The organism is Nocardia sp. NBC_00881, assembly GCF_045207455.1.
Lineage (GTDB): Bacteria > Actinomycetota > Actinomycetes > Mycobacteriales > Mycobacteriaceae > Nocardia.
On sequence record NZ_CP108798.1, the window covers coordinates 500,379 to 525,711 of the forward strand.

At 67.5% G+C, this 25,333-nt stretch carries 22 protein-coding genes and 1 pseudogene; 9 read left to right on the forward strand and 14 right to left on the reverse strand.

The features are described from left to right. Positions 1-50 precede the first annotated feature (50 nt). Complete coding sequence (locus tag OH799_RS01755) at positions 51-941, reverse strand: bile acid:sodium symporter family protein (protein ID WP_406274736.1); 891 nt, start codon at positions 939-941, stop codon at positions 51-53. Positions 942-1,026: 85 nt separating this feature from the next. Next, positions 1,027-2,079 carry a Gfo/Idh/MocA family oxidoreductase gene (locus OH799_RS01760; RefSeq protein ID WP_406274739.1) on the reverse strand — a complete coding sequence of 351 codons (1,053 nt, stop codon included), beginning with the start codon at positions 2,077-2,079 and terminating at the stop codon, positions 1,027-1,029. A gap of 43 nt (positions 2,080-2,122) precedes the next feature. Here OH799_RS01760 and OH799_RS01765 point away from each other — a divergent pair, with 43 nt between their 5' ends. Beyond that, on the forward strand, positions 2,123-2,560 hold the full coding sequence (locus tag OH799_RS01765) for a hypothetical protein (RefSeq protein WP_406274741.1): 438 nt from the start codon (positions 2,123-2,125) through the stop codon (positions 2,558-2,560). A 15-nt stretch (positions 2,561-2,575) separates the two neighbouring features. On the opposite strand, the gene OH799_RS01770 is transcribed toward OH799_RS01765, so the two are convergent. Then, positions 2,576-3,247, reverse strand: a complete 672-nt coding sequence (locus OH799_RS01770) for a response regulator (RefSeq protein ID WP_406274744.1) — start codon at positions 3,245-3,247, stop codon at positions 2,576-2,578. Continuing rightward, on the reverse strand, positions 3,229-4,917 hold the full coding sequence (locus OH799_RS01775; protein WP_406274747.1) for an ATP-binding protein: 1,689 nt from the start codon (positions 4,915-4,917) through the stop codon (positions 3,229-3,231). Before OH799_RS01775 ends, OH799_RS01770 begins: the two co-directional genes overlap by 19 nt. A gap of 341 nt (positions 4,918-5,258) precedes the next feature. On the opposite strand from OH799_RS01775, the gene OH799_RS01780 reads away from it, so the two are divergent. The 4 genes from OH799_RS01780 to OH799_RS01795 all read left to right on the forward strand — a co-directional run bounded on the left by OH799_RS01780 (position 5,259) and on the right by OH799_RS01795 (position 8,566). Further along, positions 5,259-6,065 carry an ABC transporter ATP-binding protein gene (locus OH799_RS01780; protein ID WP_406274749.1) on the forward strand — a complete coding sequence of 269 codons (807 nt, stop codon included), beginning with the start codon at positions 5,259-5,261 and terminating at the stop codon, positions 6,063-6,065. After that, a complete protein-coding gene (locus OH799_RS01785) occupies positions 6,055-6,942 on the forward strand; it encodes an ABC transporter permease (protein ID WP_406274752.1) in 888 nt (295 codons plus the stop codon). Before OH799_RS01780 ends, OH799_RS01785 begins: the two co-directional genes overlap by 11 nt. Then, positions 6,903-7,997, forward strand: coding sequence for an ABC transporter substrate-binding protein (locus OH799_RS01790; RefSeq protein ID WP_406274754.1), 1,095 nt, complete (start codon positions 6,903-6,905; stop codon positions 7,995-7,997). The genes OH799_RS01785 and OH799_RS01790 overlap by 40 nt, the downstream gene beginning before the upstream one ends. A gap of 179 nt (positions 7,998-8,176) precedes the next feature. Next, complete coding sequence (locus OH799_RS01795; protein WP_406274757.1) at positions 8,177-8,566, forward strand: hypothetical protein; 390 nt, start codon at positions 8,177-8,179, stop codon at positions 8,564-8,566. Between the two features lie 117 nt (positions 8,567-8,683). Here OH799_RS01795 and OH799_RS01800 read toward each other — a convergent pair whose 3' ends face one another. The 3 genes from OH799_RS01800 to OH799_RS01810 all read right to left on the reverse strand — a co-directional run bounded on the left by OH799_RS01800 (position 8,684) and on the right by OH799_RS01810 (position 11,955). Then, positions 8,684-9,454 carry a siderophore-interacting protein gene (locus OH799_RS01800; RefSeq protein WP_406274759.1) on the reverse strand — a complete coding sequence of 257 codons (771 nt, stop codon included), beginning with the start codon at positions 9,452-9,454 and terminating at the stop codon, positions 8,684-8,686. A gap of 253 nt (positions 9,455-9,707) precedes the next feature. Further along, positions 9,708-10,700 carry an LLM class flavin-dependent oxidoreductase gene (locus OH799_RS01805; RefSeq protein WP_406274762.1) on the reverse strand — a complete coding sequence of 331 codons (993 nt, stop codon included), beginning with the start codon at positions 10,698-10,700 and terminating at the stop codon, positions 9,708-9,710. A 67-nt stretch (positions 10,701-10,767) separates the two neighbouring features. Further along, entirely contained in the window at positions 10,768-11,955 is a 1,188-nt protein-coding gene (locus tag OH799_RS01810) for a serine hydrolase domain-containing protein (protein ID WP_406274765.1), read from the reverse strand. Between the two features lie 284 nt (positions 11,956-12,239). Between OH799_RS01810 and OH799_RS01815 the strand changes: the two genes are divergently transcribed. After that, positions 12,240-13,667: an amino acid permease gene (locus OH799_RS01815; RefSeq protein ID WP_406274768.1), complete on the forward strand. Its 1,428-nt coding sequence runs from the start codon at positions 12,240-12,242 to the stop codon at positions 13,665-13,667. Here OH799_RS01815 and OH799_RS01820 read toward each other — a convergent pair. The 4 genes and pseudogenes from OH799_RS01820 to OH799_RS01835 form a co-directional block, all read right to left on the reverse strand. Continuing rightward, entirely contained in the window at positions 13,657-13,977 is a 321-nt protein-coding gene (locus OH799_RS01820; protein WP_406274772.1) for a DUF4345 family protein, read from the reverse strand. The genes OH799_RS01815 and OH799_RS01820 overlap by 11 nt on opposite strands. A 347-nt stretch (positions 13,978-14,324) precedes the next feature. Then, a pseudogene (locus tag OH799_RS01825) lies at positions 14,325-14,624 on the reverse strand (protein kinase domain-containing protein); the annotation flags it as partial. A 418-nt stretch (positions 14,625-15,042) separates the two neighbouring features. Beyond that, positions 15,043-15,918, reverse strand: coding sequence for a VOC family protein (locus tag OH799_RS01830; RefSeq protein WP_406274775.1), 876 nt, complete (start codon positions 15,916-15,918; stop codon positions 15,043-15,045). A gap of 129 nt (positions 15,919-16,047) precedes the next feature. Continuing rightward, on the reverse strand, positions 16,048-16,788 hold the full coding sequence (locus tag OH799_RS01835) for a GntR family transcriptional regulator (RefSeq protein WP_406274778.1): 741 nt from the start codon (positions 16,786-16,788) through the stop codon (positions 16,048-16,050). A 171-nt stretch (positions 16,789-16,959) separates the two neighbouring features. Between OH799_RS01835 and OH799_RS01840 the strand changes: the two genes are divergently transcribed. Then, positions 16,960-17,856: a fumarylacetoacetate hydrolase family protein gene (locus OH799_RS01840; protein ID WP_406274781.1), complete on the forward strand. Its 897-nt coding sequence runs from the start codon at positions 16,960-16,962 to the stop codon at positions 17,854-17,856. Beyond that, positions 17,853-18,968 carry a zinc-binding dehydrogenase gene (locus tag OH799_RS01845; RefSeq protein WP_406274784.1) on the forward strand — a complete coding sequence of 372 codons (1,116 nt, stop codon included), beginning with the start codon at positions 17,853-17,855 and terminating at the stop codon, positions 18,966-18,968. The genes OH799_RS01840 and OH799_RS01845 overlap by 4 nt, the downstream gene beginning before the upstream one ends. 312 nt (positions 18,969-19,280) lie before the next feature. On the opposite strand, the gene OH799_RS01850 is transcribed toward OH799_RS01845, so the two are convergent. The 3 genes from OH799_RS01850 to OH799_RS01860 all read right to left on the reverse strand — a co-directional run bounded on the left by OH799_RS01850 (position 19,281) and on the right by OH799_RS01860 (position 22,371). Next, complete coding sequence (locus tag OH799_RS01850; RefSeq protein WP_406274787.1) at positions 19,281-19,550, reverse strand: FAD-dependent oxidoreductase; 270 nt, start codon at positions 19,548-19,550, stop codon at positions 19,281-19,283. Between the two features lie 375 nt (positions 19,551-19,925). Further along, positions 19,926-21,329, reverse strand: a complete 1,404-nt coding sequence (locus tag OH799_RS01855; RefSeq protein ID WP_406274790.1) for an MFS transporter — start codon at positions 21,327-21,329, stop codon at positions 19,926-19,928. A gap of 118 nt (positions 21,330-21,447) precedes the next feature. Further along, entirely contained in the window at positions 21,448-22,371 is a 924-nt protein-coding gene (locus OH799_RS01860; protein ID WP_406274793.1) for an ABC transporter substrate-binding protein, read from the reverse strand. Positions 22,372-23,925: 1,554 nt separating this feature from the next. On the opposite strand from OH799_RS01860, the gene OH799_RS01865 reads away from it, so the two are divergent. Continuing rightward, positions 23,926-25,245 carry a glycosyltransferase 87 family protein gene (locus OH799_RS01865; RefSeq protein ID WP_406274796.1) on the forward strand — a complete coding sequence of 440 codons (1,320 nt, stop codon included), beginning with the start codon at positions 23,926-23,928 and terminating at the stop codon, positions 25,243-25,245. The last annotated feature ends 88 nt before the right edge of the window (positions 25,246-25,333 follow it).

Genomic DNA, 25,333 nt, shown 5'->3' on the forward strand with positions numbered 1-25,333 from the left:
CACCGGGCCGGTTCGTGTCCGAATCGCCCGTAGTCGCCGCTGACCTGCCGCTAGCCCGCCGCGCTCGGCACCGGCGTGGGCAGGCGCCGGCGCGCCTGCCTGGCCAGCAGATATGCCGCGATGGCCGCGGGGATGTTCATCAGCACGCCGTACACCGCTCCCGGTACGGCCATGGTGTCGTTGCCGAGTACCGATGCGGCGACGGCGATCGCGATCGCCCCGTTGTGGACGCCGATCTCCATTGCCGAGGCGATCGCCTGGTCGGCATCCACCTCGAAAAACCGGGGTGTGAAGTAGCCGATGGTCAGACTCGCGACCGCGAACAGCAAACAGATCGAGGCCAGCGTGCCGATGTTCTCGGTGAGCGTGTCGAAGTTCTTGCCCACCGCGGCGGCGACCACCAGCGCGAGCACCACGATGGACAGAATCTTCACGGTGCCGCGCATCCGCTCCGACCACGACGTGAACCGCCGGTGCACCCACATCCCGATCGCGACCGGCACCAGCACGATGGCGAAGACCTGGGCGAACTTGTCCGGTCGCAGCCCGAGTGATCCCTCGCCGTCCAGGAACAACGTGTAGGACAGGGCGACGACCAGCGGCATGGTGAACACCGTGAGCACCGAATTGATCGCGGTGAGCGTGATGTTCAGCGCCACGTTGCCCCCGGCGATATGGCTGAACAGGTTGGCCGATGGTCCGCCCGGCGACGCGGCGAGCAGCATCATGCCGACCGCCAGCGCGCCGTCCAGGCCGAACAGGTAGATCAAGCCGAGGCAGATCGCGGGCAACACGACCATCTGGCACACCAGCGCGATCACCGCGGCCTTCGGAAACCGCAGCACCCGCGCGAAATCGTCCGGTGTCAGCGTCAATCCGAGCCCGAACATCACCAAGGCGAGGGCCAGCGGTAGAAGTACCGCGAAAATCGTTGAACCCATTCGGATGTCCTCTCCGCCGAGTGGTCGACGCGATGCCGTCGACACCAGGTGCCGACGTTATCGAGTAGCAGTGGAGGTGACCAGATCAGGCGGTCACGGTCACACCCGTGTCCGCCGATTCCCGCGCCTTGGCCAGCAGACGCAGCGTGGTGACGGCGTCGCGCGGGTCGACCGGTACGGGCGCGCCGTCGAGAAGCGCCGCGGCCATCGCGGAGTAGAACGCGAGGTAGTCGCCCGGAGCGGTCGGTGTCGGCACGGTGTCCGGTTCGGCGCCCAGCAGCCCCCAGTGCTCGGGTTCGACTGTGCCCCATGGTGCGCCATCGCCGGGACGGCGGCCGGACCGCAGCGCGTCCTCCTGCGGGTCGAGTCCATAGCTGACGAACCCGGACTCGGAGCCGAGAACCCGGAAACGCGGACCGAGTTGGGGCGCCACGGCGCTCATCCACAGGTGCGAGCGCACGCCGGAAGTATGGGTGAGCGCGACGAAGGCATCGTCGTCGCTGCGCACGCCCTCGCGCCGCTGGTCCAGTTCGCAGTACACCGAGAGCACCGGGCCGAACAGCGTCACGGCCTGGTCGACCAGATGACTGCCGAGATCGAGGAGAATACCCGCGCCGTCCTCGTCGGAGCCGACCTCCCGCCAGCCGCCCTTCGGCACCGGCCGCCAGCGTTCGAATCGCGACTCGAACCGTCGTACCCGGCCGAGCTTTCCGGTCTCCACGAGTTCGCGCACGGTCTGGAAGTCACCATCCCAGCGCCGGTTCTGGAAGACCGACAGCGCGAGGCCGGACTGCTCGGCCTGCGCGACCACGGCCTCCGCGTCGGTCACCGAGACTGCGAACGGCTTGTCGACCACCACCGGCAGTCCCGCGTCGAGCGCCTGCGCGGCCAACGGCGCGTGTGACCGGTTGGGCGTGGCGACTACGACGAGATCGAGCCCCGCTGGTTCGGTGAACAGATCGTCGGCGTGCGACACGACACGCACGCCCGGGTGTTCGCGCCGCGCCTGTGCGGCACGCTCCGCCGACGACGTGACCACAGCAGCTACCCGCATCCGAGGCTCGGCGGCGATGAATGGGGCATGGAAAATCGACCCGGCCAAGCCATACCCGATAATGGCGACTTCGAGGCTGCGCATGCGCTGACGCTACCGCGCCAGGATCCGCCGCGCCCGTCGAGATATGGCTGCTTCTTCGCTCCTGACAACACCGGTTCGGCAGCGCAGACCGCTCGCGCGCAGACTGTTCGACCTGCGGCTCCGGCGACGCCGCGGCGACCCGGCAGGAGTTTCCGATGGCCACGCGAGCGCGGTGGCCCGGTCCGGGGTGGAGCTGTCGGCGCCGGTGATCCAGGCAGCCATCGCCCAGCTGCCCACCGATCCGATGACGAGGACGCGGTGGGCCGCCGACCCGGGCGGGTTCGCCGGAGACTTCGATCCGTGCGCCACGCTGTCGGCCGTCATCATCAGTATCGAAGGGGCAAGTGTCGCGGGGGCCCACGTGTCATGGTCCAGCGCTGCACCCGCACCTGTATCGGCTGATCAGCGACGTGATGAGCGCGGCGCACACCCGTACGAGCCGTACGCACGGCGGTTCCCGTCGGTCGTCGATCGCTGGTGAACGGTGCGTGGTGACTCACCGCTGGGGCGCGGCGGAGTACTCCTGCTCGGGGCGGCCGGTGCTGCCGTAGCGCAGGCCCATGCGCACCGCGCCGCTGGTGACGAGGGTGGCCAGATAGCGCTGCGCGGTGGCGCGCGAGATGCCGATGGCGGTGGCGACCTCGCCCGCGGACAAGGGTGCGCCCGCATCGACAATGGATTGCAGGACAAGGTCTTTGGTGGGGGAGCCGACCACGGCGGGAATACTGGCGGCTGCTGCGGGCCGCAGCGCATGGAGCGCGGCTGACACCCGAGCGTTGTCGACCTGCGGTACGGCAAGGATGCGGCGATAGCGGGCGTACGCGGCCAGCCGGGCGGCCAGCTCGGTATGCGGGAACGGCTTCACGAGGTAGGCCAGCGCGCCCGACGCGATGGCCGCCCGCACGGTGTCGCTCTCGGCGGACGCGGTGAGAATCATGGCGTCGCACAAGATCTCGCGAACGAAGTCGATGCCGGAACCGTCCGGGAGGTAGACGTCGACCAGCGCGAGGTCGATCGGCTCTGCTGCGACGCGTTCCCGCGCGGTCGCGAGGGTGTTGGCGGTACCCGCGATGGTGAAACCGGCGATGGAGTCGACGATTCCGGCATGCAGATTCGCGACCCGGAAGTCATCGTCGACGACGAGAACCTTCAGATCTGCTGCGGCCATGGCACCTCGCTGTCGACAAGCACTCCGGGCATGCGGGCGATGAATTCGGCGCCGGTGAGCGGTGGTTCGCCGCCGCCGGCGCTGGACAGACGCACGTCGCCGCCGTGGGCACGCGCGATCTGACGGATCAGGGCCAGGCCGACCCCACGTCCGCCAGGGACGCCGTGGTCCTCCCTGGTCGAAGTCCCCTCGGTGAAGAGTGAATCGACCAGCTCGGGCGCGACACCGTCACCGCTGTCGGCGACGGTGATGTGCAATGTCGAATCCTCTTGCACTAATTCGACTTCCACCTGCGGCAGTGAACGGCCGGAGGCGCGGACTGCCTCTATCGCGTTGTCGAGTAGGTTGCCCAGGACCGTCGTCACGTCCACTGGGTCGGCGAGGCTGCCCTCCACCCAGGTGTTCGGACCGAGCACGAGTTCGACGCCGCTCTCCCTGGCATGCGCGGCCTTGGCGGCCAGGAACGCCTGGAGGTAGGCGTCGTGAATGGCATCGATACCCGGTGTCGCGGCGCCGAGCGGTCCCGCGCCGATCAGCTCGTCGATCGATCGCGACGCCTCCTCGACGCGTCCGCTGTGCAGCAGGCCGCTGATCAAATGCATCTTGTTGGAGAATTCGTGCCGCTGCGCGCGCAGCACCGTGCTCATCGACTGCACGGCGTCGAGTTGCCTGGTCAGGGACTCCACGTCGGTGCGGTCACGCACGGTGAGCACCGCGCCGAGATCGCGCCCGTCGCGGCTGACCCGCCGCGCGGAGACGATGACGATATGCGAACCGACCGTCGCGGAAGCGGGTTGTTCGTCGAGGCCGCGAAACACTTCCAAGACGCGAGGGGTCAAGCCGACCTCGTCCACCGGTCGCCCGATGTCCGGTCCGATGCCGAGCAGCCTGCGCGCCTCGTCGTTGACGAACGTCGTACGCCAGGACGAATCCACGGCGAGCACCCCCCGGCCGATGCCGTGCAGCACCGCGGCTTGACCGCGCACGAGTTCGGCGAGCTCGCCGGGCTCGAGCCCGAGCGTCAGCCCGCGCCAGCGCCGGGCGAGCAGGATCGAACCGGCGATGCCGACCAGCAGCGCGGCACCGACCAGTATGCCCGCGGTGCGCAGATCGTCCAGCAGCTGATCGTGCACCGCGTCGGTAGCGATGCCGACACTCACCGCGCCCACGACACGCGTCGAATCAGGTTCCAGCACAGGAACTTTCGCCCGCACCGAGTCGCCGAGCGTGCCTCGCTCCTCGTCGATCACCTCCCGGCCCGCGAGCGCTTCGGACGGGTCGGTGCTGACGTGCTCGGTGAGCCGGTTCTGGTCCGGATGCGCGAGGCGGATGCCCGCGTCGTCGGTGATCACCACGAACAGTGCCTCGTTCCGCTGCGTCGTGTCGACCGCGATCCGCTCCAGCGGCCCCGCGGCGAGCTCCCTGTGCAGTTCCGGGTCGGCGGTAACCACACCGGGCGCGTACCCGCTCACCTCGCCGCGCACCACCGGGTCGGCCGCGACGGTGCGGGCGATGGCCAGCGCGCGCTGCCCGTATGCGTCGCGCAGCCGCTGCTCGGTGAGGTAACCGAACACCGCGAACGCGACACCGAGCGTCAGCGTGACGACCACGATCTGCAAAAGCAGAACCTGGGTTCGCAACCGCACGGCCCGTACGCGCTCAGTGGCCATGGCCGCAGCATAGGCGGCTGCCTCGCCTTCGCTCGACCCGGCGCGGTCCGAGGGCGGACTTCGTCCGGCTGCGCCTGTTGTGCGGCTGTCTCGGCTTTGCTCGACCCGGCGCGGTCCGAGGGCGGACTTCGTCCGGCTGCGCCTGTTGTGCGGCTGCCTCGCCTTCGCTCGACCCGGCGCGGTCCGAGGCGGGCGAAGTTTGTCAGACCACTCCCCGCAGCGTGAGCAGAATGCGCAAAACCTGCGAATCCCGTGTTTGTGGCGGTTGTGCGCACAAGCTCCGAGGTGTGACTCGGGACACGTACGTTCGCCCTATCCCGATCTCGCAGGAGTAGGAAGCAATGATTGAACCACTGATCGAGCTGCGGAGCGCGACGAAGCGCTTCCCCGGCAGCGGCGGCGGCATCCACACCGCTGTGCGCAACCTGAATCTCGAGGTGCGCCCCGGCGAATTCGTCGCCGTCGTCGGCCCGACCGGGTGCGGCAAGTCCACCACGCTCTCCCTGGTGTCCGGCCTGGAACCGGCCTCGGCCGGACGGACACTGGTGTATGGCAAGGACGTGCACGGCATCCCCGACGGCATCGGCTACATGTTCCAGCAGGACGCGGTGCTGCCGTGGAAGAGCGTGCTGGACAACGTAGCGCTCGGCCCGCGCTTGCGTGGCGCGTCGAAATCCGAGGCGCGGGTGAAGGCCTCGGCGTGGGTGCGCAAGGTGGGCTTGGCCGGGTTCGAGGGCTACTACCCGCACCAGCTGTCCGGCGGCATGCGCAAGCGCGTCGCGCTGGCGCAGACACTGGTCAACGGACCGGAAATCCTGCTGATGGACGAGCCGTTCAGCGCGCTGGATGTGCAGACCCGCCAGCTCATGCAGGACGAACTCCTGCGAGTCTGGGCGGGCACCGGTGCCGCGGTCATCTTCGTCACCCACGATCTGGAGGAGGCGATCGTGCTCGCCGACCGGGTTGTCGTCATGACCGCGAGCCCGGCCACCGTCTGCGGCGACTTCACCGTGGGGCTCGAGCGGCCGCGCAGTGTCGAGGACGTGCGGCTCACCACCGAGTTCCGCGACATCTACAAAGAAATCTGGGAAACGCTGCGCGACCAGGTCGAGGCGGCTCGAGCGAAGGGAGCCTCCCGTGTCGCATGACGTGCTGGACAAGAACGGCGCCGTCACGCCGGTGGTGGAGAACGAGACCGAGGAGCAGATCCTCGCCAGGGTTCGGACCAGTGTCCGGCGTGCCCGCGTCCGGACCTGGGGCCTGCGCGCCGTGCTGGTGGCACTGTGGCTCGGGGCGTGGGAGCTCACCGCGTCGGTATGGATCGATCCGTTCTTCTACTCCAAGCCCTCGTTGATCTGGGCGCGTCTGGTCGAATGGTTTACTGACGGAACCCAGTTCGGCTCGGTCTGGCTGCAGATCTACACCACCGTGCAGGAGGCGGTGCTCGGCTTCGCGATCGGCACGGTGGCAGGCGTCGTACTCGGTGTGCTACTAGGCCGCAGCCGGTACTGGGCCGACGTACTCGCGCCGTTCATCAAGGCGCTCAATGCGGTTCCGCGCATCGTGCTCGCGTCGCTGTTCATCATCTGGTTCGGTCTCGGGTTGAGCTCGAAGGTCGCGACCGTCGTGGTGCTGGTGTTCTTCGCGGTATTCTTCAACGCGTTCACCGGTGCACGTGAGGTGGACGGCAATGTCATCAACAACGCCCGCATCCTCGGTGCAAGCCGTCGGCAGGTGCTGGTGTCCATCGTGTTGCCGAGTGCCACCACCTGGATTCTGTCCAGCCTGCACACCGCCTTCGGCTTCGCTCTGATCGGCGCGGTCGTAGGTGAATACGCGGGAGCCAGCAAGGGTTTGGGCCTGCTGATCAGCAACGCCCAGGGCACCTTCGACTCGGCGGGCATCTACGCAGGCATGATCATCATCACGGTGATCGCGCTGATCGCCGAGTGGGCGATCGGTATGGCGGAGAATCGGCTGCTGAAATGGCGTCCGTCGCAGGCGACCTCGAACCACGGGATCTGACCATGAGCCACCGCAAGCATCTGACGTTTGTCGTCGTCGCGGTCGCGGCGCTGCTGCTGGCCACGGGATGCCGGGATTCCCGAAGTATTCCGATGTCCGACGGCCGACCGCAGATCTCCATCATGGTCGGCGGGCTGGAGAAGGTGATCTATCTGCCCGCCATGCTCACCCAGCAGCTCGGCTTCTTCGAACGCAACGACATCGACGTGAAGCTGCTCGGCGAGCAGTCCGGCGCCACCGCGGAAACCGCGCTGCTCACCGGCGACGTGCAGGGCGTGGTCGGGTTCTACGACCACACCATCGATCTGCAGGCCAAGGATCAGTGCATCCGCTCGGTGGTGCAGTTGTCCGACGTACCGGGCGAGGTCGAGTTGGTGTCGGCGGCGGACGCGGCGTCCATCACCTCGCTTGCCGATCTGCGCGGCAAGAATCTGGGCGTGACATCGCTCGGTTCCTCGACCGACTTCCTCACCCAGGCGCTGACAGGTCAGGAGGGCATGTCCACCGCCGACTACACGCGGGTGAAAGTCGGCGCCGGCCAGACGTTCATCGCGGGCATGAACCACGACGGCATCGACGCGGGCATGACCACCGACCCGACCGTCGCGCAGATGGTGAACTCCGGCGAGGCGCGAGTCCTGGTCGACATGCGCACCGAAGCAGGCACCAGGGCGGCGCTCGGCGGGTTGTATCCGGCGTCCTCGCTGTACATGAACTGCGCGACGATCGATGCCCATCCGGACATCGTGCGCAAGCTCGCCGCGGCGTTCGTGCAGACATTGCAGTGGATCAAGGTGCACACGCCGGAGGAGATCGCGGCGAAGATGCCGTCGCAGTATGCCAGCGCGGGCAAGGACCTCTACGTCCAGTCGATCCGCGACTCGATCGGCATGTTCAACGGCGACGGGCTGATGAAACTCGAAGGCGCGCAAAACGTTCTGGATATTCTCGGCAAGTACTCGAAGAACGTGCGGCCCGTGCGCGATCGCATCGACCTGTCCGAGACGTACACCACGAAGTTCGTGGAGGACGCGTTGCGCGCGCCCCAGCAGTAGCACGAGTTCGTCTCGGATATCCGGCGAGCCGCCGGAGGGCCACTACTGCCCTCCTGCGGCTCGCCGCCGCGAGGCCCTGATCATCGTCGGTGAGGGCGAGCCGGCATCCGGCCTGTCCGGATCTGTGGGAGACGTGTCCTTGCCGGGTGGGCTCGAGACTGCGTTCATGGAGGCGAGCGATGACGTTCGACTACGACGACAAGACCATGTATCTCATCTGCGCACTGCGCGACATCGGCCTGGCCGACATCGCACGCGGCGACCAAGGATTCGAGTTCGACGGCGCCGACTTCGCCGCACAGTTCCTGGAGGACAACGGTGTCACCGACAGGAGGGTGGACATGATCTGGGACGCGATCGCCGCCCACACCTCGGGTTTCACCGACTCGCCGGTATACCGCAGGCGCCGACCGCTGGAGACCTGGATCGCCGTGGACGGTATCGGCATCGATGTCGGTGGCGCGCCGACCGACCTGCAACCGGTACGGCGATCTGGTGCACGGCGCCTTTCCACGACTCGGTGGCAGCCGTGCCGTGGCCGACGTCATCGAAGCTCAGGCGCTGGCTGATCGGCGCAAGGCGCCACTCGGGAGCTTGGCTGCGGCTGCGAGGATTGATCGTTGAATAGCGTTGGGCGGCAATGTCTTCAGGTGGATACCACCCCCGGGCGCCGCGGGTCGCGTAGCTCAGCTGTTGGCCGAGGCGGCCGCCGCGGACTCCGTCGTGTCGAGTTCGGCCTTCCACTGCCGGAAGCCCTCCTCGGTGCGACCGAGGCGCCAATAGCCGGAGATCGACGCGGCCCATTCGGCGGGCACGCCGCGTTCTCGGCGCACGTAGCGGCGCAGCTCGTGCATGACGGTCTGCGCCTCGCCGTGGATGAAGACCTGGGCCTGCCCCGGCGCCCACGGCGCCTGGCGGACGGTCTGTGCGAGCAGTTCGCCCGGCGGGCGGACGCCGCGGTGCAGCCAGGTGAGCTCGACGCCGTCCGGCTTCTTCAGTGGCAGCTCGTCGTCGGGGCCGGCGACCTCGACGAACGCGAGCCCGGTCGCGTCGGTGTCCATTGCCTCCAGTGCGGTCGCGATGGCGGGCAGCGCTGCCTCGTCACCGGCCAACAGGTGCCAGTCGGCGTCCGAGCGCGGGGTGTAGGCGCCGCCGGGGCCGTAGAGGTCGATGGTCTCGCCCGGCTGTACCGAGGCCGCCCACGGTCCCGCGATTCCCTCCGCGCCGTGGAAGACGAAGTCCGCGGCGATCTCCCCGGCGGCCTGATCCACTGAGCGGACGGTGTAGGTGCGCACCACCTCGCTCCCGTCACGCGGGAAGATGAACTTCACGTAGGAGTCGGTGAACTCGCTGGGCCGAAACGTGGCGAAACCAGGCCCGCCGAGGTGGACGCGGATCAGGTGCGGGGTCAGCCATTCAGTGCGTTGCACCGTGAGGGTGGTGCGGGGTCGTGCCATAGGGAACCTCCAATTGTGGGCGTTATTAGGATTACCTTACTCAGGCTACCTGCGTTTCGGCTCAGGCTGCGGACGGCGAGCCGAGCGCCGCGGGAGGATGACGACTACGACGCAGACCATGCTGACCCTGACGCGAGCCGTGCAGCAGCGCTACCGCGACCCCGAACCGGTCGAACCCGCCCAAGAGAACCCGGCCTTGCGGGTGCTGCACGAGCGTCGCTCGGTGCGCCGCTATCCGGCTGAGGTGAGGTGGTCAGGCCGCGACCTTCTCCTTGATCAATTCGAAGGAGCGGACGCGGTCGTCGATGTCGTAGACCAGCGTGTTGATCATCAACTCGTCGGCCTCGGTGCGCCGCAGCAGGTCGTCCAGCTGAGCGCGCACGGTCTCCGGCGATCCGAGCAATTGTCCGGCCCTGCGCTGCTCGATGAATACGCGCTCGCGCTCGGAAGGCCGGAACGCGGCCGCCTGCTCCGGGTTCGCCAGCGCCTGCGGCCTGCCGCTCACCAGGTTCAGGAAGGCGAGGTCGCGGGGCACGGCGAGGGTTTCGGCGCGCTCGTCGGTGTCGGCGCAGATCGCGGCCACCGCGACCATCGCGCGCGGGCGCTCCAGCTGTGCCGACGGCCGGAAGTACTCGCGGTAGAGCGCCAGCGCGGACTCGGTGTTGGCCGGGCTGATGTGGTGGGCGAAGGCGAACGGCAGGCCGAGCACCGCGGCGACCTGGGCGCTGTAGCCGCTGGAGCCGAGCAGCCAGACCTCCGGCTCCTCGCCACGGCCCGGTGTCGCGGCGATGCCACCGGGATCGGAGCCGCGGAAGTAGCCGAGTAACGCCGCCAGTTCCTGGGGGAACGACTCCGCCGACAATCCGTCCTCGGTCCGGCGCAGCGCACGGGCGGTCGCCTGGTCGGTGCCGGGCGCCCGCCCGATGCCCAGGTCGACCCGTCCGGGATGCAGCGCGTGTAGCGTGCCGAACTGTTCGGCGACCACCAGCGGCGCGTGGTTGGGCAGCATCACCCCGCCGGAACCCACCCGGATGGTCGAGGTGGCGGCCGCCAGGTGGGCGAGCAGCACGCTCGGCGCCGAGCTGGCGATGCCCGGCATGTTGTGGTGTTCGGCGACCCAGAAGCGGTGATAGCCCAACCCCTCGGTGCGTCGCGCCAATTCGGTGGTCGCGTCGAGTCCCTCGCCGACGGTGCGGCCGGATTGCACCGGCGCGAGATCCAGTACGGACAGCGGGACGTCGATCATGGGTCTCCTCCAAGGTGCGATCGCCAGTCCCAACGCTCGGCGAGTCCGGCGTATTTCGCGTGCCGCCTCAGCTCCATGCGATCGCACGGAACACGTCGACGGTCTCCTGCTCGTCCTGGGTTGTCCCGTGATCACTGAGTTTCACGATGACCGTGCCGCTCAGCGGGTCTACGTAGATGTACTGCCCATAGACCCCGACTGCTGAGATTTCCTGGTCGTTTCCGCCCGTGGGGTGCCACCACTGCGCCCCATAGCGCCAGTCGCCGACCTGGTGCGGCGCCGGAATGCGGATGCGGTCGAGCCATGCGGGCGGCACGATCTGCGCGTCGCCGGCCCGCCCGCCGTCCAGCACCAACCTGCCGATCTTCGCGAAATCGCGGGCGGTGGCGTTGAGGCAGCAGAACGCCTTCTCCTGTCCGCCGGCGCGGTCGAGGTTCCACAGCGCGTCGTCCTGCGCGCCGATCGGACCCCAGATGTCGCGCTGCAACAATTCGCCCAGCGGTAGCCTCTCGACCTTGGCTAGCGCCATGCCCAGCAGTTGGGTGTCCACACTGCGATACTCGCCCGCGCTCCCCGGGATGAACCGGAGGCCGCGGTGTGAGTGGACGAAGCCGGCCAGATCTTCGGTGAGATACATCCGGGCGGTTCCGGTCAGCGGCATGTACTTGTTGTAGTTCTCTGCGACGTCGACGCCGGAGGTCATGTCCAACAGGTCTCGGATGGTGATGGTGTCGTATTCGCCGCCGGTGGCCAGCTCGGGCAGGATGTCCACCAGCCGGTCGTCCTCGCGCAGTTTCCCCGCGTCGATGGCCCGGCCGGTCAGCAGTGACACGACCGACTTCGCCACCGACCATGAGGAATGGCGCGTAGTCGCCTCGATGCCGTCGCGGTACCACTCGTGGGTCAGCGCACCACCGCGCAGAACCAGGAACGAGTTGGTGTGCGTGGTGTCGAGGAACTGTGCGACCGAAATTCGCGATCCGCGCCACGGAACCGTCGCCGGCAGCGGCGCGGTCGCGACGGGCAAGGGGCGCGGGGTGGGGGAGGCGGCCACGGTGCGGCTCGGGAATAGTTCGCCCTGGTTGGAAGGCGGCGTCGTCGTGAGCCGCAGCAGTGTCGGTGGCGAGGGGATGTGCAGCACCGTCGTCGCCGCGAACGCCGCGCCGATCAGGACGGCGACGACCGCGACGAACGCGACAACCGTACGGAGGGCGTAGCGGCGTAGTCGCGGCCACCGGGTGGGCTGTTCGATCATCGACGGTGCTCGAGTCGCATGGTTCACGCTAGTGTGCCGGTCATTCGCTGTAGCCCGTCCTCGCCGCCATCATCAGTGCTGACACCGATGATGGCATGTCGGGCGGTTGGGCGGAAAGGCTTGGAAGGGGCGGGCGGTCGGTCCGGAGCGGCGGGCGCGCGGCGGCGCGGGCCGGTAGCGTGACGAGCTGATCGATGCCGAACAGGCGATGATCCGACGCTATGCGGTCGGCGCAGCGAGCGACGATCCCGGTGCCGCTGTGACAAGAGGGGAAGGACCGCACTATGACAGCCTCCGACCGTCAGGCCCAGGAGGCGGGGCCGCTGAGCCCGGCGGACACCGGCGACTCGGAAGGCTACGCCCGGGGGCTGAGCCCGCGCACCATCCAGATGATCGCCATCGGTGGCGCGATCGGCACCGGCCTGTTCTACGGTGCGGGAGGTGCGATCGAGCAGGCCGGACCCGGCCTGATCTTGGCCTATCTGGCCGCGGGCGTCGCCATCTTCGTGATCATGCGGGCGCTCGGAGAGCTGCTGACCTATCGCCCCGTCTCGGGCAGCTTCGCCGAGTACGCGCACGAATTCCTCGGCCGCTTCGCCGGATTCGTGACCGGCTGGTCGTATTGGGCCGTGTGGGTCGCCACCTGCATGGCCGAGATCACCGTCGCGGGCAAGTATGTGCAGTACTGGTTCGACATCGAGCCGTGGATCACCGCGCTGGTCGTGCTCGCGGTGATGTTCGGTGCGAACCTGATCTCGGTGCGGCTGTTCGGTGAGGGCGAATTCTGGTTCTCCACCATCAAGGTCACCGCGATCGTCGGCATGATCCTGCTCGGCATCGGCGTGCTGCTGTTCGGTTTCGGCCATGCCGCCGACCCGACAGTCACCAATCTGTGGGCCGAGGGCGGCGTGTTCCCCAACGGCATCGGACAGTCGCTGCTGGTGCTGCAGATCGTGCTGTTCGCCTATGTCGGTGTCGAGTTGGTTGGCGTGACGGCGGGGGAGGCCCGGGAACCGCGCAAGACCTTGCGCAAGGCGATCAACACGCTGCCGATGCGCATCGGCTTGTTCTACGTCGGCGCGCTCGTGGTGATCATGTCGGTGTCCAGCTGGCGCACCTTCCACGCGGGCAAGAGTCCGTTCGTGGAGGTGTTCGAGCAGATCGGCATTCCCGGTGCGGCGGGCATCATCAACTTCGTCCTGCTCACCGCGGCGCTGTCGTCCTGCAACTCGGGGATCTACTCGACCGGCCGCATGCTGCGCACTCTGTCGCTGCACGGCGAGGCGCCTGCCCGGCTGAACAAGCTGAGCGTGAACGCGGTGCCTTACGCCGGGATCACCGCGTCGGCGGCTGCGATGGTGATCGGCGTGATCGTCAACATCATCTCCCCGGACAAGGCGTTCGCCTACATCACCTCGGTGTCGACCATCGGCATCATCTTCGTCTGGGGCATCATCCTGGTTTGCCACCTGCTCTACCGCGCCAAGGTCGCTCGCGGTGAGCTCCCCGCGAGCGACTACCGACTTCCCGCCGCGCCCTACACCACCGTGCTGGCGCTGGCCTTCCTCGGTCTGGTGGTCGTGCTGCTGTTCTTCACCGAGAGCGGGCGCACGGCGATTGTGGTCGGCGTGGTGTGGGCGGTGCTGGTATCGGCTGGCTACCTTGCCTTGAAAAAGTTCGGAAAGTCCAGCGCAGCAACCGCTACGCGGTGAGAAACAGCGCCGTGGCTGCGATCGCCTCCACCGCGCAGTAGAACCAATTGGGGTAGAAAGCCGTTCGTTCGTCGAGCGCAGCAGCAAGTACCCGCCCCAGTGCCATGCCTGCCAGCGCCGCGCCGACGGCGACCATGATCCCAGAGCGCAGCGATCCGGGGTCCAGCGCCGCCACGGCGAGCACGGCCGCCATCGCCAGGCCGAAGCCTCCGTAGACCGCGCGCACCTCGTAACGTGCGCGCGGTTCGGTGAGCATGATGCCGAACGGCCGGATCAGCGCGGCAGGTGCGGCCAGCGCATAGCCTCCCATCCCCAGAAAAAAACCCCGATGATCGCGCAAACGGCCAGAGCCACTATTTCCTCCAAGTCTCGATTCGGTCAGGAGCTCAGCATGCGTCGTACTCCGGTGCCGTCGCTTCTGTAAACCCGCTATCGGTCCGCCGCCCTTGCGGAGGTAGCGATGGTCGGCCTCGGAGGAGAAGCCGCGGTCGGCGACCCGCACGGAGGGCGCGCCTGGATCTGCGGGGTGGTGGCCTGTGCGGCGAGCACTCGTGCCTGTTCCAGGAGGACGGCCGCGGACTGGAAATCCCCTTGCAGCGAGGCCATCTGGCAGCCGACGCACAGCACCTTGATCGGTCGGGTACCGATTGTGCTTTGGTAGGGGCGTTCGCTGGCGGTGGTACCCGTCTCCAATACGGTGACGATGTTCGGATGCCCGGTCATCCGGCCCATCGCCCGCTGCTCCCGAAGGAACCGCGCCTGGTTGTCGGCGTCCAATTCGGCGGTCAGAACCTTCACCGCCACCGTCTGGTCCAACGCCACCTGTGTACACCGGTACACCACACCGAAACCACCGCGCCCGATCTCCACCGGCTCCTCGAAACCAGCGGCAGCCAACTCCGCCGTGACGGGCTTTACCACCTCACGGCGCGTCCGCAGCGGATCGTCCTCGCTCATCGGCCGAGTGCTATCCCACCAGCATGCTTCTGGACGCCAGCCAACATGCGTTCGCCTTTCGCCAGCCCCCAGCGTATCGCCGATGAACGTCGACGAAATATCGAGCTGGAAACGCGCGTAGCGCGACATCGGCCGCTCCACTAGCCGGAAGCGGCTGCCGCGCGGCACTCCGGACAATTCCATGCGGCGATTGCTGACACCCTCCACGACACGATCGAGCCGAAACCAGACGAAGGCGCCCATTCAGGGCCAACGGAACGGCGGGACCAACAGCGGCGATTCACGGCGCAAGCAGTTTGTCACAGTGCCGACAACACGCGATTATCAACGTTTCTGGCGCGCCACCACCAGTGGTCGCCGACATTTCGAATGCGCTTCTCGCCTGGTTCGCCGTCGCCTCCTAAACAGGCCGACGACGTCAGGCGGGCTTCTGTTCCAGGTTGGTGATGAAGTCGGCCGGCATGTCGGGGCTCCACACGGCGGCCGGGCAGTCCCAGTTGTTCGGCGTCCAGTTCTCGGTGATGCAGTCCATGTCACCGGAATACTCGATCCAGCTGCCCCAGGGGTCCTGGATGTAGTGGAAGAGGTTCGAGCCGAGGGTGTGGCGGCCCAGGCCCCAGCCCTTGGAGTAGCCCGCGGCGGCCATGTTCTGCGCACCCATGGCGATCTGGTCGATGTCGGCCACCGTCCAGCTGGAGTGGTGCAGGCCCGGGTGCGTTCCCGGGACGAAGCCGAAAACGTGGTGGTCACCAGGCCCGGAGTTCATGAAGCACGCGATCCCGCGGATGCGATCGGACAGGCGTAGCCCGAGGGTGCGGGCGTAGAAGGCTTCGGAGGCGTCCAGATCGGTGCTGAAGATCAGCATGTGCCCGAGGCGCTGAGGGCGGGTTTTCTCGTTCGCGTTGAGCCAGCGCGCCTGGTCGACACGGCGAATACGATCGCCGACGTTGGCGTCCTGCGCGTCCGTGGTGCCGAAGTCGCGCCAGGGGGCGATCCCCTCGTCACGGAGGTTGATCAGGTTGTCCTCGTGATCGCGCAGCCACAGCCCGCCGGGCACGTCGGCCGGCGCGTCGAGCAGCTTCAGGCCGAGGCTTTCCAGGTGGCGCTGCCACTCGGGCAGGGAGCCCGGCTCGACGGCGAACGCCACGTGGTGCAGCCGCTTGACCGGCCCCTCCATCAGCACCGTCTGGTCCTGCTCCCGGCCATCGCAGCGGATCACCACCGCGTTACCACGCCCCACCGTCTCCAGCCCGAACGCGCTGTAGAAGCTCTCACCCGCCTCCAGCGACGGCACTTGGAGTCCGTAGTGCAGAAGACCTTTGACACGCAACATGTGCACTCTCCTCATGATTCTGGTGGACCCGCGTCGCAACGGACCCACCCCCCTAAGTGTGTACACCTTTGCTGGTTTGGCGTCCAGGCTTCAGGGGGAATCATTTCCGACCTTTTCAGGTTCGGGGCCGCAGATCATGTCCGTCGCCTCCTGGACATCGCGGGCTTCCTGTCCTGGAGCGATGTCCTCGATCACCCAGTGCGCAGTGCGGGCCAGGTGCCGCGCGATGAGCCGGGCGGCCCGGTGCGGCTCGCCGGCCACGACTGCGGCGAACAGGTCGTAGTGCTCTTGGCGGCGCTGCGCGTATTCGTCCTGGTGCCGCTCCTGCGCCGCCCGGACGTAGCGCTCACTTCGCTCGCCGTAGGAGGCGATGGTGCGCAGGACAGCGGGCGTGCACCGGGCGACCAGGAGCAGGTGGAAAGCGCGGTGAGCCTCGTGCCAGGCCGCGAGATCCGCGCCCCGCTCCGCGCGGTCCATGTCGTGCAGCTGAGCGGACGCCTCCTGCACTTCCTGGCGGGTCAGGCGCCCCGCGGTCACACGCACCCCCATCCCTTCGAGGCAGATCCGCGCGGCGTACAGACAGTCGAGGTCGGCGGCATCCAGGGAGGTCACCCGGCCGCGGTGATTGATGTCGGCGTCGATCAGCCCCTCTTCCTGGAGCATCCGGAACGCCTCGCGCAGGGGGGTGCGGCTGACGTCGAATGCCCGGGCCAGTTCGGCTTGTTTCAGCTCCGTGCCCGGCGGCAGGAGGCCCTCCAGGATGAGCCGACGCAGATGGTCATGGATCTCGACGCTCGTGCGCCTGGGGTCGGAGATGACGGGTCGAGGCATGCCGTTGACCATGTCGTCCACAAAAGGCCCCGTCACTCCTGCGGTCCTGTCCGAGTCATTGGTCTCCGCCTCCGGTCGTCGATCGATACACCCATCGCAGCCTACCCTTGCCGCCGCAAGGTGTATGCACTATGGTTCAGCTGCTTCAGAGAGCCGCTTATTGGAGGAGCCATGAAACCGCCTGAATGGTCGCTCGTGCAGTACCGGGTCGATGACTCGGAGAAGGTCACTGTCGGCATAAGCCTCAACGGCACCGTGCTTCAAGGACCGTCCGAGACCGCCGATCTCACGCTGATGGGGGCGCTGGGCCACTGGGACTCCCTCACACGACTGCTGCGCGAGTGGACCCCGGCAGCGTCAGAAGCCGTCGCCGGCGCCCGGATCGCGCCCCCGCTGACGTATCCGGGCAAGGTGCTCTGCGCGGGCGCCAACTACTGGGACCACATCGCCGAGATGGGCATCGAGCGCCCTGACGCGCTGGGCGAGCCGTTCTTCTTCCTCAAACCGCCGACGACGACCGTGACGGGACCGGGAGACCCGGTGCCGCTGCCCGGCTACGCCGGCGCCCGTGTCGACTGGGAGGCCGAACTCGCCGTCGTCATCGGCCGTGCCGGGCGCGACATCGCACCCGAGCAGGCACTCGACCACGTGGCCGGCTACCTGGCGGCGAACGACATCTCCGCCCGCGACCGCCTCACCTCGGCGATGCCGGTAGCAGAACCGTTCGCCTACGATTGGCTCGGCCACAAGGGACAGGACGGCTTCTGCCCGCTCGGTCCCGGACTGGTGCCGGCCTGGCAGATCCCCGACCCGCAGAATTTGCGCATCCGGCTCAGCGTCAACGGCGTGCTGAAACAGGACTCCTCGACAGCACAGATGATGGTGCCGATACCCGAAGTGATCGCGGCGGCCAGCCGCCTCACCCGGCTCGAACCAGGGGATGTCATCCTCACCGGAACACCGGCCGGTTGCGGAGTACCGCGAGGGGAGTTCCTCGCCGCCGGGGACGAGGTCGTCGTGGAGATCGAGCGGATCGGCCGCCTGGAGAACAAGGTGGTCGCGTCATGAACGGCACTGCGACCGCTTCGGCGCATGGCTGGCCGGAGCCGATGCCGGTGCCGGCCTCCATGCGCGCCATGGTGTTCCGCCGCTTCGGACCGCCCGACGTCCTGGAAGAGGCCACGATCCCCACGCCACGCCCCGGCCCCGGCGAGGTCCTGGTGCAGATTGCGGCGGTCGGCATCGGTCGGCTGCTCGACCTCACTGCGCGTGCGGGCCACCATCCCTACGCCCACTTCCAGCTGCCCCACGTCCTCGGCGCGGACCACTCCGGCGTCGTGGCCGCCTTGGGAGACGGGGTGGAGTCCGTCCGGGTCGGAGACCGAGTGGCTGTGTATCCCGCGGTCGCGTGCGGCAGCTGTGGCCACTGCACGGAGGGCCGCGAAGAAGCCTGCGCCGGTCTCTCCGTGATTGGTACGCACCGTCCCGGCGCCTACGCGCAGTTCTGCGCGGCGCCCGCCCGCAACGTCCACCGGGTCCCGGACGGCATTCCGCCCGCCATGGCGGCCTCCCTGGCCCTCGTCGGCCCGGTGGCCGCCAACCAGCTGGCCCAGGCGGGACTCCACCGCGGGCACTGGGTGCTCGTCCAGGGCGCCGCCTCCGCACTCGGCTCCACCACGGCGGCGCTCGCCCAGTACCTCGGCGCGAGGATCATCGCTACCTCCCGCTCGCCGGAGAAGCGCAAAGCGCTGGCCGCGGCGGGCGCCGACGTCGTACTGGACACCACCGCCCCCGACTTCGTCGAGCGATTGCGCGAGGCCACCGACGGCCATGGCGTCGACATCGCCGTCGACAACCTCGGTGACCCCACCGTGTGGGACGCCACCCTCGACTCCCTCGCCCGCGGCGGCACCGTGGTCACCTCCGGTGCCTTCCTGGGAGGCAAGGTCCAGGTCGATCTGCTTCGCCTGTACTCCAGCTGCCACCGCATCATCGGCGTACGCACCGGGAACCCGGCCTCGGTCGCAACCCTGTGGACCCAGGTGGAGCATGGGTTCCGTGCCGTCGTCGACCGCACGTTTCCCGTCGCCCGTGCCGCCGATGCCCACCGCTACATGGAGGACGACAACAGCGTCGGGCGCGTAGCACTGACTGTGGGACCGCACGACTGGGACGTCTGACGACGCGGAGCTTCGGCGAACTCCGGATGGATCCTGTCTTGGGGGCGACGCAACAGCATCGCCCCCAAGGACTGCCCAGCACGCTCCAGTCGGGCCAGGGTGCCACGGCCGGAGTTCGGTCATACCCTTGGCTTCAGGACTGACCGACGCCGGTGGTGCTCAGCTGCTGTCCGAGTGGCCGCGCGGGTCGAGCCTCCTCATACCGTGGAGGGCGCGGTACGCGCCACAATCCGGAAACACCCACGTCGACCGCGACGGACTGACCATACGGCTCAGCGTCCCGCCGTCGATTCCCGTAGAGCCAGCTCGGCGTCATGCCCGTAGATCCACCCGTTGTGCGCGGAAGGGGTCCTCCCTCGTGAACGAGCCGTCCCTGGCCTGCTGAGCGGGCCCGTCGGGCAGGTGGTTGCTCTCTGCCCTGCCGCGGCTCATCTGCTGCACGCGAGTGGCACGCCGGCGGCGGATGTCTTCGTAGCGGCGCAGCGCGGCAGGCGGGTCCTCCGGTCGGTCGGCGAGGCAGCCCGCAAGGACGGCGGCGTCTTCCATCGCCTGCGCCGCTCCCTGGGCGAAGAAGGGGAACATCGGGTGCGCCGCGGTCGCCGAGCAACGCGACGGGCCCGTCCGTCCAGCGGGGGAGCGGATCTCGGTCGAGCAACGCCCACCGCCCGGTACGTTCCGAGGCCGAGAGCAGCACTTCCAGGTCGTCGGACCACCCGGCGAACTCGGCGCGCAGGTCCTCGATCCGCCCCTCGGCCGACCACGACTCCGTCGTCCAGTCGTGGGCGGGCCCGAACGCGACGATGTTGATCTGCTTGCCCGCTTGGCGCCGACGCCCAGACCCACCTGCTGGTGCCCGCCGTCTTGATGGCCGGTATCTCCCGAGGGCTGGGTTCAGGCGCCGTGCCGTGAGGGGCTGCCGACACACAAGCGCATGCGGTCGGGCATCGCCGCGTTCGTTCAGCGGATGCGAACAGTCGACCTGAGGGAAGCAGCGCCAGGACTCAGTTTCGCCTGCCTGGCCGTTGCCAATGGGGCTTCCGCGCCCGGCATGCGGGGAACCAACACGATCAGTACGGCGCCGAGGACGCCGGGGCAGGCGAGGGCGTAGAAGTTCCACTGGAACGCCCACCCGGCCCCGATGATCAGCCCGAGCACCGGCGGCGCGAGCATCGAACCGAGGCGACCGAACCCCAGCGTCCAGCCCATCGCCGTGGCACCCATCCGCACCGGAAAATGCTTGGAGACATACGCGAGGACGAACGACTGCGTCCCTATCGTACCGACACCTCCCAGGGCAACGGCCACGTACAGCATCGCAGTAGGCAGCCGCAGGCTGAGCAGGATTACGGACACACTGGCCAGGAGATATGTGGTGACGATGATCGGCTTCGAGCCGAGTCGATCGGCTGCCAGGGAAATGACGATCATGCCGACGACAGCCCCGATGTTGAACACGAGGAGGAAAGCGAGAGCCGAGCCGGCGGAGTAACCCGCCCGGTGCATGATCTCCGGGAGCCAGGTGTTGAGTCCATAGATCATGAACAGGCACAGGCACGTCATGGCCAGGAAGCACAGAGTCGCTACGACGTAGCTGCGCGAGAAGAGAGCCTTCACCGACGACATGCCGCCCGCGTCGAATCCGGACGGTGGCTCCGCCGAAACGGGTGCTTCCTCCTGGACGTCATCGAGCGGGATGTTCCAGCGGTCAGCTGTCTTCTCGGCCTCGGCGTACCGGCCCTTCGCTAGGAGGAACGCGATCGACTCCGGCAGGTATTTGACGGCCAGCGGCACGACCAGCACGAGTGGGACGAGACCGAGCAACAGCATCGGCTGCCAACCGAACCGGGGAATGATGAACATCCCGGAGAGAGCGGCGATGATGCCGCCCACAGGAAAACCACTGAACACGATCGCGAAAACCAGATTCCGTGTTTTCGGATGCGAGTACTCACCGGCGAGAGCAGTGGCGGTCGGCAGCACACCGCCCAGGCCGAGGCCGGCGAGGAACCGGAACGCACCGAACACCTCGGGGGAGGGCGCCATCGCGCACAGGCCCGTCATTACCGAGAACCAGATCAGGCAGCCGATCAGCATCTTGCGCCGGCCCAGCGTGTCAGTGAGCGTGCCGACGGTTGTCGCCCCTGTGAGCATCCCGACCAGAGCCACCGAACCGATCAGACCGGCACCGGCCGGAGTCAGGCCCCAGTCCGGCTCGTGGAGAAGGGACGGAATCACCGCGCCGTAAACGACCACGTCGTACCCGTCGGCGACGACGGTGATCCCGCAGATGGCAAGCACCAGCAGCGTCACCGGCTGCCAGGTGACGTTGCTACCGGTTCCTTTTCGATTGTCGTCGTGCATGAGAGTCCTATCGTATTTCTGTGTCGGGGGGTGTCTTTCGGCCGAACTCCGGGTGGCCGTGCGGATACAGCCTGTTCGCACGTCGAAGGCTGTATCCGTGATTGCTGAGCGACCGTCGTCAGGACCCCTGGCCCGGTCCCATCAGGGACCCGAGCGAGCAGGAGGGCCGCCAGGCAGGATCGAATCGTCGGCGCAGGTCGGCCACCACCTCCAAGCCGCGCAGGGCCACCTCGGGTGAGGTCGACAGACCGGCGGGCCCCAGGAGGCCGGGGACGGCGGCCCTGGCGATGGCCGGGGGCCAACCGTGCCGGGCCAGGGCCGCTTCGATGCCCCGCGCGCCAGAGGCCAGGAGTTCCGAGGTGCTGAGGCGGCAGACCTCGAGGTAGGCGCGGGTGTACCACGCGGTGGCGGTGGCGCGCGGGACGATCACCGCTGTGGTGATGAGGTCGGGTGCGATCTGGAGGTGGCCGCCGAGACGCGGGTATCCCTCCTCGGCGGCGAGCAGGTCGAAGGGCGGATGAACGGTGGTGCCGTCCACGGCGCCCGTCCGCAGTACGTTGAATCTCTGCAAAGTACCGCCGACCGGCGCGAGTTGGCTGTCGATAACCGGGGAGCCGGCGACGTCGGCGAGTATCGCGCGCAACACGAATGCGAAGGCGCTTCGCGCGTTGTCTACCGCCCACCGGTCCGTCGGAAGCGGATCGCCGGGGCGCCGGTGGACGGCCAGTTCGCCCACACCTTCGGCCCGGACGGCCACCGGATCCCGCCCCAGCAGCGAGCGCAGCAGGTGGTCGGGGGAGGTGTGCATGATGTCGTAGTCGCCGTCGTTCCAGCCGGTCATCTGTTGATCGGATGAGACGACCTCGATCAGCTTCACCTCCAGGCCCGCCTGGTCGAAGTACCCGGAGTCGAGGGCGTGGTACAGGTGCACCGAGCCGGCCCCGGGGAACACGGCCACAGTCAGCTGTCCTATGGGCTGGTCGGACGGGTGGAGCGTGGTCAGCCCGCTGAATTGATCAGGTTTTGCGGGGATCTGTGACATGTGACCTCCTGGGGATACCGGCCGCGTGCCCTCGGTTCCGATCGCGCGGGACGAAGCGCCGGTCGGCTGCGACGAGGCGCCGAGCGGACACGGAGAGGGTGCACGGCCGGTGGGGCGGTGCGGTGGGGCTGTGCGACGCCCGGCGAGCCAGGGCAGTGGGGCGACATTCAGCGTCAGGGGAGTTCGTGGGCAGCTTCACGGACCTCTCTGGCGGCCCGGGACGGGTTCTTCCGCCCAGAGGACCCGAGATGGCGATAGTGTGCACACATTCTGCATGGGACGTCAATACCTCGCGAGGCGATAAGTTCGCGAAGCTGCTCCCGGGGAGGTCGTGGCAACTTCGACGAAGAGTGAACTAGGACAGGCATCGAAGACCGAAAGTGAATACACATGCTTCGGTTGCGTGTAACGAGCGGGAAGAACAGCCCTGCCCTCCCCAGGTCGGCACCCGGGCATCCATGCGGGGCCGGATACGCGCGGCACTCTCGAGACGCCGGAGTGCAGAGGGCGTGGGAAGAGCGGTCTACGAGCGGCAACCGAACTCACCGCATGGCCTCAGAAAGGTCGCGCGAGTGGCGTGTGTGGTAGGGAGTTCGGTGGCCGATCGGCGCAGATTCGCAATCAGGATGACGAACGTCGTGAGTCGCGGTTGCGAGGCTGTCGGTAGAGCGGAGCGAGTGCGTCGAACCGGGTCGGCGGCAGATCGGCGAGTATCGCGCATGCGCGGGCGGTGCTGCATGTCGAGCCTTCGATGACGATGACGATGACGATGACGATGACGATGACGCGGGAAGCATTGTGGTCGTCGCGACCCCGGTGGCGTGGACGGTGCTCGATGCGCGGATGTCCGTGTCTGGCCGGACGGCCCTCCCGAAGCAATCGTTCTGCGCATTCGACGGAAAACGTTGGCGCGTCGCCAGTGATGTCGCGTGTGAATTCCGTGTGGACTTCGACGGACTCATCCGATGAGTTAATCGAATAGCGGATAGTGTGCTGATTTAGCCGACATGTCAGCCTATTCGATGCGTATCTCAATGAAAACTACTGGAAGGTCTTCCGCGAGGTAGAGTTCGACGACATGTGCTGTGTCGAAGCTGGAAGTCTGTATCGCGATGCGCCGCACTGAGGGCCTTGGCGTCACGGCGATCGATTTCCTCGTGTTCTCCTTGTGCGGCATGACAATTCGAGGCTGCCGGCGTGTTGCGGATTCCCGGCCGATGCTCGTCCCCGTCCGTGAAGACAGGCCATCGGCGTTCAGGCCACGATGCGGGCATGGCACGTGCTGTACCAGGTCATGTGCCCTGGCCGGCCGTCTTCACCGGATTCCTCGTGAGCGCGCAGGTTTCGATATCTGTGCGACCGGGCATAACCATGGGAGAAGCGGGTGAAACCCGACGAAACGACCCAAATCTTCGGGGCATGCTCGCCGTAACGTGGTTGGGTAGGTTGAGCGTCGGCAAAACCGCTGCACGGCAACAGATGTGATATCGAATACACAGCTCGATCAACGATGAGGCTTGGGTGCGCAATTCGCGGTCGCTGGAGGTTCCGCGGATGGGCCCAGCGCTTTACGTCTTGGTGGGCAGCGCCCTTGTCGCGCTGATGCTGGTCTTCACCACGGTCGATCCGTGGCTCGACAAGGCGGGCATTCTGGTCGGCGGTCTCGACGCACACGTCTACCGCGACGGCGCATGGCGCGTCCTACACGGGCATCCGCTCTACACCGAACCCAGCGTGTTCGGGTTGCTCTACACCTACACGCCGTTCTCCACCCTCGTCTTCATCCCCATAGATCTGCTGCCGTGGGGGTGGGTCACCAACACATGGCTGGCGGTAAACCTGGTCGTGTTGTTCGGCTGTATCCAGATGAGCTGGCGCATCCTCGGGTATCGGCTCGATGTGCGGTCGACCTTCGCCTGCGCGTTGCTGGCGATCACCTGTGCGTTCATCGAGCCGGTCCGCACCACGCTGTACTACGGGCAGATCAACCTGGTCCTCATGCTGCTGGTGCTGTGGGACTGCGCGCGCGGCGATCGCGGCGGGCTGCGCGGGCTCGGTGTCGGCGTGGCCGCGGGTATCAAGCTCGTTCCGCTGTATTTCGTCGCGCATTTCATCGCGTTGCGGCAGTGGCGCGCGGCGCTGACGGCGTCGGCGACCTTCGTGGCGTCGGTCGGCCTCGCGTGGGCGATCCTGCCCGCCGACTCATGGCAATACTGGAGTTCGACGTTCCTCCAGTCCGATCGCATCGCGCTGGACATCCACCCCTCCAACCAATCCCTCCGCGGCGCCATCGCGCATCTGACCGGTCATCCCGCACCGATGTGGCTGTGGCTGCCGGTGGCGGGCGCCGTGGCCGCAACCAGCCTGGTGGTGGCGGCGCGGCTGCACGCACACGGGGAACGGCTGCTCGCGATCGTGCTCGCCGGCCTCACCGCCTGCGCGATCTCGCCGTTCTCCTGGGGGCATCACTGGGTGTGGTTCGTGCCCTTGCTGGTCTACCTCGTACATAAGGCGCTGACCCGCCCTGGGTGGTGGATCGGTGCGGCTACCCTGTACGTCTCGATCGGTGCGTGGACCTATCAGTGGAGCGAGACCTACGTGAGTGTCGGGCTGTTCTTGTACCCGCCGTGGTGGCCGATCGCACCGATCTTGATGAACGGTTACGTCGTCGCCTATGCGGCGGTGCTGGTAGGGGCGGGAGTGGTGCTCGTCGGTCGGCGGAGAGAGCTGGACCCCGACGAGGATCGTTCTGGGCCGGGCATGCATGCGATCAGGGTCGTCCTGCGCGGCACGCGCGGAGTGTCGCGACCGGTCCCACGGCCGGATTCACCGATGCGGCCCGCACGCGAGCCCGTCGGCGTTGCCGAAAACTGATTTTCTTGGGCGCCAGGGATTTCCGGCTCCGCTGTGCTGGTTATCTGGACCGGCGTGCGCGGAGTCGGAAATCACCTGTCGCCTGAGG